At 46.8% G+C, this 9,996-nt stretch carries 10 protein-coding genes; 1 reads left to right on the top strand and 9 read right to left on the bottom strand.

Annotated elements, in window-relative coordinates; all coding sequences use genetic code 11:
- Nucleotides 1–935 (top strand): Ig-like domain-containing protein (locus AC4MRN_RS16600; RefSeq protein ID WP_491203900.1); only part of this gene is annotated, 935 nt, incomplete at its 5' end.
- A gap of 53 nt (nucleotides 936–988) precedes the next feature.
- Here AC4MRN_RS16600 and AC4MRN_RS16595 read toward each other — a convergent pair.
- The 9 genes from AC4MRN_RS16595 to truD form a co-directional block, all read right to left on the bottom strand.
- The gene (locus AC4MRN_RS16595; RefSeq protein ID WP_073325258.1) at nucleotides 989–2,260 is read right to left on the bottom strand and encodes a sensor histidine kinase; all 1,272 of its coding nucleotides are present in this window, start codon (nucleotides 2,258–2,260) and stop codon (nucleotides 989–991) included.
- Complete coding sequence (locus AC4MRN_RS16590) at nucleotides 2,260–3,810, bottom strand: DUF3369 domain-containing protein (protein WP_491203899.1); 1,551 nt, start codon at nucleotides 3,808–3,810, stop codon at nucleotides 2,260–2,262. Before AC4MRN_RS16590 ends, AC4MRN_RS16595 begins: the two co-directional genes overlap by 1 nt.
- A gap of 19 nt (nucleotides 3,811–3,829) precedes the next feature.
- The gene (locus AC4MRN_RS16585; protein ID WP_155013679.1) at nucleotides 3,830–5,440 is read right to left on the bottom strand and encodes a sensor histidine kinase; all 1,611 of its coding nucleotides are present in this window, start codon (nucleotides 5,438–5,440) and stop codon (nucleotides 3,830–3,832) included.
- 219 nt (nucleotides 5,441–5,659) lie between these two features.
- Nucleotides 5,660–6,649, bottom strand: a complete 990-nt coding sequence (gene rpoS / locus AC4MRN_RS16580) for an RNA polymerase sigma factor RpoS (protein ID WP_073325261.1) — start codon at nucleotides 6,647–6,649, stop codon at nucleotides 5,660–5,662.
- A gap of 75 nt (nucleotides 6,650–6,724) precedes the next feature.
- Nucleotides 6,725–7,480 (bottom strand): peptidoglycan DD-metalloendopeptidase family protein, encoded by a 756-nt coding sequence (locus tag AC4MRN_RS16575; RefSeq protein WP_245819313.1) that lies wholly within the window; start codon nucleotides 7,478–7,480, stop codon nucleotides 6,725–6,727.
- Nucleotides 7,481–7,563: 83 nt separating this feature from the next.
- On the bottom strand, nucleotides 7,564–8,142 hold the full coding sequence (locus AC4MRN_RS16570) for a YqaA family protein (RefSeq protein ID WP_073325262.1): 579 nt from the start codon (nucleotides 8,140–8,142) through the stop codon (nucleotides 7,564–7,566).
- Entirely contained in the window at nucleotides 8,139–8,774 is a 636-nt protein-coding gene (locus tag AC4MRN_RS16565) for a protein-L-isoaspartate(D-aspartate) O-methyltransferase (protein WP_073325263.1), read from the bottom strand. Before AC4MRN_RS16565 ends, AC4MRN_RS16570 begins: the two co-directional genes overlap by 4 nt.
- 46 nt (nucleotides 8,775–8,820) lie before the next feature.
- Entirely contained in the window at nucleotides 8,821–9,564 is a 744-nt protein-coding gene (gene surE / locus AC4MRN_RS16560) for a 5'/3'-nucleotidase SurE (RefSeq protein ID WP_155013681.1), read from the bottom strand.
- Nucleotides 9,565–9,608: 44 nt separating this feature from the next.
- A partial coding sequence (truD, locus tag AC4MRN_RS16555) for a tRNA pseudouridine(13) synthase TruD (RefSeq protein ID WP_491203898.1) occupies nucleotides 9,609–9,996 on the bottom strand: 388 nt, incomplete at its 5' end.

Genomic DNA, 9,996 nt, shown 5'->3' with positions numbered 1-9,996 from the left:
GTATCGGTAATATCAACAATGATACGCCGGTGATCAGCGGAACCTGTGATGAAATCGGCGCGACCGTGAATATCAGCGTCGTCGACGGTGACGGCACGACCCACACAGTCAGTGCCACCGTGCAATCCGATGGTACCTTCAGCGTGACCATGCCCAGCGCATTGCCAGAAGGGCTGTTAACGGTAAACGCTACGGTACTGGATGATGCGGGTAACCTGGCCACAGCAGGAACAAGCGGCCTAATCGATCTGACTGTACCGCTATTTAATCTGGATAGTCTGGGTAGTATTAATGACACAACCCCAACTATTTCAGGCACAAGCGATGAAATTGGCGCAACCGTGTCAATTACAACAACCGATGATGATGGTTCAATTCAGACCTTTGATACCACTGTTGGTAGTGATGGAAACTTTAGCATTGATATACCGCTTGACGTAGCAGAAGGGGTGTTAAATGTCAGCGCTTCTGTGTCTGATGATGCTGGTAACGTGTCCAGCGATAGCATCATTGGGTTGATTGATATAACTGCGCCATCACTCGCCTTAACTGCGTTGCCGACGTTACTGTCGCCCATAGTCTCTGGTACCACTGATACTGACATGGTAGGGCGAACCATAAATGTCGACGTGACCGCAGACATTGGAGGAATTAACCAAACAGTATCTCTGTCGACTACGGTACTGGCTGATGGAAGTTGGTCAACCGGGCCGATAGCGTCGCTGGGCGTTGGACCTGTTTCTGTATCTGTGTATATCGCGGATGAGGCAGGGAATATAGCGACAGTGTCTCAATCTGGAACGGTGTCGTTGTCGAGTGGTGGCTCTGGCAGTCCATTACTTGGTACTGATTCCGCGTCAGATTCAGCGCAAAGTGATGCTGACGCTAAGCTGCTCAACTTGATCAACGATCTAAACAAACCTACGGATATATGACAAAAAAAGACGGTGCATAGAATGCACCGTCTTTTCTCTCTCAGAGCTTCTTTTTAGGCACTGTAGTCAGATACCGGCAACTCCAGAATGAATTGGGCACCGCTAGTGGTGTTGGTATCGTAATACAAGTCACCCGCTAATTTTTGCTGCGCTAGTTCTTTCGCTATGGACATACCCAAACCACTTCCATCCTCTCCTCTACGCGTGGTAAAAAATTGTTGGAATATCAGTGGTTGGTGCGCTTTGGGTATACCTACACCATTGTCGCTATAAATGACCTTGAGGACTTGCCGCTGCTCGTCGTATTCACTTGTGATAGTAATCGCAGGTGCTTCAATGTCTTTGAACGCGTGTTTAACCGAGTTGAAAAATAAGTTTGTCATAATTTGCGACAAAGCGCCCGGTACACTCTCCGTCGTCGCCGATTGAGGCAGGTTAATATCCAGCTGAACGCCATGGCGTTTTAGCTCAGGGCCCAGGCTGGTAGCCAGACCTTTTATTCGCTCAGTGATATTAAATTTAATGGTGTCCTGAGCGCCTTGATCGACAGCCGTTTTCTTGAAGCTGTTTACCAGTTCCACCGCTCTTTTTATGTTGAACTCAAGCAAGGTGCAGACTTCAGCACAACTGGCCATAAAGTCTTTAAACGAGGTTTCAGTCAATGTTCCACTGCTAAATTGTTCATTCAGCGCACTAACTTCGTCAGTAAGGTGGGACAGGCCAGTTACGGCAACCCCTAACGGTGTGTTTATTTCATGAGTCACTGATGCAACAATGCCACCCAACATCGCCAGTTGTTCGTTTTTGACAACTTGCTGCTTCATTTCCCGGAGTAATTTGATGTAATCCTGGTTTTGCTTTGCAATGGCGCAATGCAAGAACACCCTGGCTAATTTTTGTAATGGCAAGGGATCAAAATCGGCGGGCAGGCCTGGTTCACATATAAACATACAAAGTATGTCTTCATTGTGATCAGATACCAACGTACAGCCGGATTTTGTTTTGAACAGTAGATGCTTCTCAAGCACCTCGCTGTCAGGCACCTGATTAGGGCTGGAAAATCCGGAGACTGATTGTTCGGTGATTAATTTGGTAAACGAGGGGGCAAGCGACAATGGAAGTAAGGTATCCAAATAACAGCTTTCATCCGTACATCGGTAAACAGGATGCACGGAAGCGTCCATACGGCCCAGCCAAATACTAAATGCGTTGGTCTTCGTCGCATCACTAATAATAGAGGCAATTTCCCGAGCGCAAAAGTCGGTGTCGCCCATTTTTACTTCTGCGCTCAGAGCCAGTTCTACAATACGCGATTGAACATCCATTATTCTTCTCCTGCGTCTGGGAATGCCTCTCTGATTTTCCAGAAGTCGTCGAAGTTGTTAAGCAATAAGTCCACTAACTTGGGCTCAAAGTGCTTCCCTCGTTCCTCTTCAAGGATGGCTTTAATTTTGTCTGTGCTCCAGGGTTCCTTGTAACAGCGCCTTGAACCCAGCGCATCAAAAACGTCAGCCAAAGCGGTAATACGCCCAGCAATGGGAATATCTTCTCCTGCGGTACCGTTGGGGTAACCGGCCCCATCCCAGCGTTCATGGTGAGTGCGGCATATTTCGGCTGCCATTTGTAATATTGGCTTTTTGGAGTTGCGAAGAATTTCATAGCCAATTTGCGCATGTGTCTTCATCTGGTCCCACTCTTCAGGCTCGAGCTTTCCAGGCTTATGCAGAATACCATCAGGGATAGCTACTTTGCCCAAATCATGAAGGGGAGCTCCGCGTTTGATCATTAATGCATCGTGTTCACTTAATCCGTAGAGTTCTGCGAGCTTATAGCTTATCAGCGAAACGCGCTTAACATGTGCACCTGTCTCTTTACTGCGCATCTCAACAGCGTCGCCCAGTAGGTAAACTAATTCACGCTGCGTTTCAATGACCTCTTCGCTCATTAACAGGTTGTCGTATGCCAGTGCCACGTTGATGCAATATATTTCCAGAAACTCCTGCTGACCTTGGGTTAAATCTCCCTGGGTATCAATGTACAGGAGGTTTTCATTGCCCTTATCTGTTTGCAGATAAAAAATGAAGCCGTCTTCCGAATGAAATGAGCGCTTCAGCGTTAAGGCTTTTAAAAATTTAGCCTGAACACTCTCCGGTAAATCAGACAGCGCTGCGATTTCCGGATCCGTACTTAACTGCCCGGTAGACGCCAGTATACGCCCGTTACTTCGGATCGCATCAGAGCTGGAACCTGTCGACCAGTAGATGGCACTTGAGTCGATTTGCAGGATGTTCATGATTTCTTTAAGCACTGCTGTTGCGAACGCATTTAGTGAGTTTGAACGCAACATATTTCCTGTGCTTTCGATGACCTGCCGCAGACCTTTGCGGTGTGACTCGATGGTACTGATATCCCGGTATGAGCGCAGACCGCTGTACATGAGTGTTTTGAGCTTTTGGCTGGTAAGTTCGGTCTTTTCCTTGTAATCATTGATGTCGTATTTCTCAATGACTTCATGTTCTGGTGCTTGTCCAGGCTGGCCTGTACGGAGAACCAGTCTACAGAGATTATTATTCAGTTCTTTGCGGACCCAGTGCACTAGGTCTAAACCTGCATGGTCGTTTTCCATCACTACATCGACCAGCGCTAGTGCAATGTCCGGATGTTGTTGGAAGACTTCCTTTGCTTCTGCAGCTGAATAGGCATGCAAATATTGAATTTTTTTGCCTTCGAAACGAAAACGCTTCAGTGTTAATTCGGTTACCCTGTGAACTTCAGCCTCGTCATCTATAATGAGTACAGTGTATTCAGGTTGTTCAACTTGTTGTTCTTCGGTGTTTTGCGTTGTGTTAGCCTGTTTTGCAAATAACGGATTCATGGGTTACAGACCTTTATTGTTAGTTTAAATCGTGCAAAAGAAATGAAATGCAAAAGCCTTCATCAGGCACGCTGTCGTAATGCACATCACTCTCGAGTTTACTTTTTACTAAATTATAGACCACGCTCAGGCCAAGCCCTGCGTTGCCGGCACCTCGCTTCGTTGTAAAGAAGGGCTCAAACACTTTCTTCAAATCCTGTTCATTAACGCCGATACCGTTGTCGCAAAACATAAATTCGTAGGCATCACCAGAAGGTGTCAGTGTGATGGTAATTTCACATTGTTGTTGCCCTGGTTTCATTGCGTGAATCAAGGTATTGGAGGTGAGGTACGACAAGATTTGGGTAATAACGGTGGGGTATGTTTTTATACGGGCAGACGACGGCAACTGCGTTTCAAACTGTATTTTACTGTTGTCTGAATTGATTCGGTAAGCCGCAACATAGTCATTGATCAGCGTAGTTACGTCGACCTCCTCAAGTTGGCTGGCGTCATCTGAGTTCAGAACAGCTACTCGCTTGAAGCTGGCGACGAGCTTGGACGCCCGTTGCATATTCTTAATTGACAGGTCGGTGATGTCTTTCGCCGTAGACAGAAAGTCCTCGAACTTGTCTGAATCCAATACGCCGTTTTTGAAATCCATATCAAGTTCAGCCAATAGCTCTTTCATGTGGGAGCTGCTGGTAATGCTGATCCCCAAAGGTGTGTTAACCTCGTGGGATATACCCGCTACCAAGCCACCCATTGCGTTGATTTTTTCAGACTCAATGATCTTTTCCTGCGCGAACTTGAGTTGTTCAATGGCTTCAGACTTTTCATTGTGCATGCGGGAAAGACGCAAAGAATATTTGTGCATTGAAAAAATAAAAAACGCGATCACTGCTGATAGCAGCGGAATTATAAGATACCAGTATTGTCCCGGGCTGAATTGACGACGTACCGTGATTTCCCAGTTTCGGTCAAAGAAATTCAGTGTGCTGGTATAGCTGTCTAAAGACACGTTTTTATTTATGATATGGTCGTAAATGAGTACGCGCTTGTCGTCAATAGTCTCGTGCAGAACAAAGTCTTCTGCTATTTCGTTATCAAGCACCAGCCTGAATGCCTTTTCAAAGTCGAATAGCAGTAGCAAGATGCCTTCACTACCGTGCATGCGATAAAACACGCCAATTAAGTTGCGGTCAATTTCTTTGAATATGGGCGTTGTCGCTGTCTTACCGACTTCGAGGTTACTTAGCATTTGAAGCTGCGTTGCATCATAAATGGCTTGTTCAGCCGTTGCATTGGAAATTCCCGCGGCCTCCCAAAATTGGGCTTCTTTGGCTCCCCCGTTAAATATTTCATTGTCGAAGTAAGCGACACCCGTTAAGGCTTTGTAGTGTTCGAATAATACCGTGGTATAGTCCGAAAATTCCTCTTTCGACACTTTATTGGAGGCGGCGTAAAAGCTCTCAATCGACTGAACAGGGTAGGACAGTGTCGATAACTCTTCCTGGGTTAACAATAAAAACTGTTTTACCGGAGTAATAAAGTTGAGTTGTTTATCTTGCTCTATTAATGCGCTAGCGATGTAAATAGCGCTTAATACCAAGAGGGCAGATGCCACCAATACATATTTCAGTGAGCTCATAAAACCAGTCAAAACAAGTTAGTTACATTAACTGTAATACAAAATCGAAATATTGCGTGCTTTCCTGCAAAAACATCGACCAAAGCTAAAATTGCCTGGGCTTCATGACAGATGACGCGGCGAAATTTCTCGTACTCTTAGGGAATATGAAGTGTGGCTGAGTGCCGGAATAAGGCGCGGGCAGAACCCGCGCTTCAAAGCTAAGAGCAGAGGCAGTGATTAGTTAAACTTGTTGAACAAGCTTTCCAAATCAAGGCCTTGATGACCTAACATGTCGCGTAATCGACGCAGGCCTTCTACCTGAATTTGTCTTACGCGTTCTCGAGTCAGTCCGATTTCTGCGCCAACGTCTTCAAGGGTTGAAGGTTCATACCCCATCAAGCCGAAGCGACGTGCAAGCACTTCCCGCTGTTTGGCACTGAGCTCCTGCAACCAGCCAACAATACTATTTTTTATATTGTTATCCTGGAGCTGCTCTTCCGGACTTGTCTCGTTGTCGTCAGCCAGTATGTCTAACAATGCCTTGTCATTTTCACCGCCAATTGGCGTGTCTACTGAACTGATTCGTTCGTTCAGACGCAGCATTTTACTGACTTCATCAATGGGCTTATCTAGATAAACCGCAATGTCTTCGGCGGTAGGCTCGTGGTCTAACTGTTGTGCTAGTTCACGGGCGGCGCGCAAATAAACATTTAGCTCTTTCACTACGTGAATAGGTAGCCGTATCGTGCGCGTTTGATTCATGATCGCGCGTTCGATTGTCTGACGAATCCACCAGGTGGCATAGGTTGAAAATCTGAATCCGCGTTCTGGATCAAACTTTTCGACCGCCCGGATAAGTCCTAAGTTACCTTCTTCAATCAGGTCGAGCAGTGCAAGGCCGCGATTGTTGTAACGGCGGGCAATTTTAACTACCAACCGAAGGTTACTTACAATCATTCGTTTACGGGACGCTTCACAACCTTTCAGCGCGCGTCGGGCAAAGTGAACTTCTTCCTCTGCAGTCAGCAATGGCGAATAGCCAATCTCGCTTAGGTAAAGCTGAGTTGCGTCTAAGTTTTTTGCAACTTCCTCTTGGTTTAACCAAGTATCTGCTTGGTTATCGTCGTTTTCTTCAGTGAACTCATTCTTGGCCTGTTCAGCCATATCAATGTTTTCAAGTTCGTCTCGGGGTGTAGCTTCGATGACAGCGTTATTTTGTTGACCCACAACTGTATCTCCTGCGTTATGTTACCTTTCGACGTTCTCCTGGTTCCTCAGTATTATTATTATTTATTGTTATTATTATGGTTGCTTTGGCAGATACTTCAGAGGGTCCAACGACTTTCCTCTATACCTGATCTCAAAATGTAATTTGTTCGTGGTAGTGCCGGAGCTTCCTACCTTGCCAATGACATCACCGGCCTTTACCCAATCCCGTTCGCTGACAACGATAGACTCGTTGTGTGCATAGGCACTTAAAAACGATTCGGTGTGTTTTATTATTATTAGATTTCCGTAACCGCGAAGTGCGTTGCCTGAGTAAACGACTTTTCCTGCCGCAGCGGCTACAACGTCACTACCTTTAGGTGCGAATATATCTATACCGTTTACACCTGCTTCTGCGCCATTTTGCGTTTGTTCAAACTTCCCGTTGGCTGGCCATTGCCAATGCTCAACGCGTTTGGGAAACGTGTTAACCAGCTTGTTATTTGTTTGCTTTTTAGCTTGTGTTACAGGCTTGTTAACATTTGGTTCACAATCACAATACGCCTGGCTCTCTTTAGGGTCAATAGACATTTTTGTGTTTTTTTCTCTGGTCGTACCAGTCGATTTTTTGACGTTAGACAAAGGGTTAAGATCGTTTAGAGTAGCCTGTAAATGGAGTGATTGACCTGGGTAAATGACGTAAGGCGGCGTTAATTTATTCCATTTGGCGATGTCCCGATAGTCATTTCCTGTGTACCACGCAATGGCAAATAAGGTATCGCCAGACTGCACGGTGTAAGACGTTTGTTGTGGGGTGTCAGGCAGCTCGTGCTGGCTGTTTAATACAACCAATGGGGCAGGTCTTGAAGGATTACTACAGCCCGCTAGAAAAAGACTTAGCGTTAAAATAGAGACGACGGCGCGCGAAAAAGACCTCAACGCAATAGTAAATAAGCGACAATGGCTAACATGATGACTGCCCATCCTATGACCTCAACATATTTACGTAGTTCCTGTTCCATTCTGGCGCCACCCCAACGCATCAGGCCTGCTACCAGGTAGAAACGCGCACCTCTGCCTACTGCTGATGCAATGAGAAAAGGTAAAAATGCCATCTGCAAAAAACCAGCGCTAATGGTAAATATTTTATAGGGGATCGGAGAAAAGCCGGCAATAAATACTACCCAGACACCGTATTGTTCGAACCAGCCCATTGCCGTTTCCAACTTGTGTGTATAACCTGCAGACTCAATAAAGGGCTGTAGCCAGTTTTCAAAGGCTAAATACCCCAGAAAATACCCTGCTATTCCGCCAAGAATGGACGCAAGCGTGGTAAGCATGGCGAAATGCCAGGCTTTGTCTGGTCGCGATAGCGACATAGGGGCGAGCATCACATCCGGGGGAACCGGAAATATCACCGATTCGGCGAAACTCAGACCTGCCAGATAGCGGCTCGCCCACGGGTGCTTGGCCCAACGCAGAGCCAGATCGTAACACGGTTGAAATAGCTTCAAAGTAGCGCTCCTGCTACTAAGGGTACAAAACGTACCGCTTCTATGGTTTGTTCTTCAAGTTGCCCATCGATTTTATCGATACACAGTAACTGTTGGTGATCGTCACCTACCGGAATAACCAGTCGACCCCCTTCGTTTAGCTGGTTTGTCAGGGCTTCAGGCACACTGGTGGCTGCAGCAGTAACAATGATTCGGTCATAAGGCCCTTTGCTCTCCCAGCCTTGCCAGCCATCACCGTGTTTCATTTTTACATTGTGCAAATCCAGCTGATTCATTCGGCGCTTAGCCTGAAACTGTAACGCTTTTATGCGTTCGACGGAAAATACCTGTGGGAATAACAGCGCCAGTATTGCCGTTTGGTAGCCAGAGCCAGTGCCAATTTCCAGCACATTTTTAGCAGGTGAAGATGCTGCCAGCAGCAACTCACTCATTTTAGCGACGATGTAAGGTTGAGAAATCGTCTGTCCCTGACCAATGGGCAATGCCGTGTTTTGATAGGCTTTGTGTTTTAATGCGTCCGGGATGAAAATTTCCCGGGGAACACTGGCCACGGCATTTAGCACGCGCTGATTGCTAACCCCTTCATCACACAGTAGTTGTGCTAGTACTTCGCCTTTTCTTGTTGTTCTCATTTGGTTGTTGTCTTTGTTGAGTGTTGCTGCACTGGCACATGCTTAATTACATTGCCAGCCACTTCTCCATGTCTTCAATACTGTCTCTGGCTGTCATATCCACACTTAACGGCGTCACCGAGCAAAAGCCGTTAGCAACAGCGTGAAAATCAGTGCCTGGACCAGCGTCTTGTTCCGCGCCAGCGGGGCCATACCAGTAAATTTCGCGGCCGAATGGGTCCTTGGCTTTTACCATGCCTTCTGCACGGTGGCGTCTGCCCTGACGGGTAATTTTAACCCCTGCCAGTTCTGAGTAGGGAATATCCGGAACGTTGACGTTCAGGATCTGGTTGGCAGCCAAAGGGTGGCTTTGAAGTTTTGTGATTATCTCCGTTACTACCCGTGCGGCGGTTTCGAAATGTTTGCCTTCGTGGCTACACAATGAAACAGCAATAGCCGGCAGCCCCATGTAGCGACCTTCTGTTGCGGCGGCCACCGTTCCAGAATAAATGACATCGTCACCTAAATTGGCGCCGTGATTGATACCGGACACCACTAATTCGGGATCTTCTTCCAGAAAACAGTTTAATCCAAGGTGAACGCAATCAGATGGCGTGCCGTTGACAGCATAAAACCCGCTGTCCATTTGCTGAATTCTCAGTGGTTGATGCAGTGACAACGCATTACTGGCGCCGCTGCAATTTCGATCCGGGGCGATGACAGTGACATCGTGAGATGCTTGCAATGCACCGTGCATAACGGCAATGCCTTTTGCAAACACACTGTCGTCGTTACTCAATAGAATTTTCATAGTCGCTCTGGTTAATTGAAAGGCTAAGCAGCGGTGTAGCCGCTTTAACTGCCTAATTCCGTTATCAATGCACACTCGCGCAGAATCGATGTCGCAAAGCATCCCGGGGGCAGGAAAAACCGTACGGTTAATGTATCACCTTGGGCTTCGCATTCAAGCTGTCGGGGCCAAATAATTGCAGCGCGGCGCTCCATTTTTAATCCTTCCCCGGCCAGAAAGGCGGAGACCTCAGTAAATGGTTCGAATAACGCCTGTTCAAATTGTTCAGCTTCGAGTCGTGAACCAAGCTCTCCTTTGCCCCACAGCGGTATGGTGGTGGATATATCTTTCTCGGCCAATCGTTCGGTCAGTGTGGTATCGACATCATCAGTCACAAAGATACTATTAGAACCTGTCAGATTGATGACATCACCCGGCATAAAAGTAGCCAGT

Source organism: Marisediminitalea sp. (genome assembly GCF_984433645.1).
This window is presented reverse-complemented; position numbering and strand designations above follow the sequence as displayed.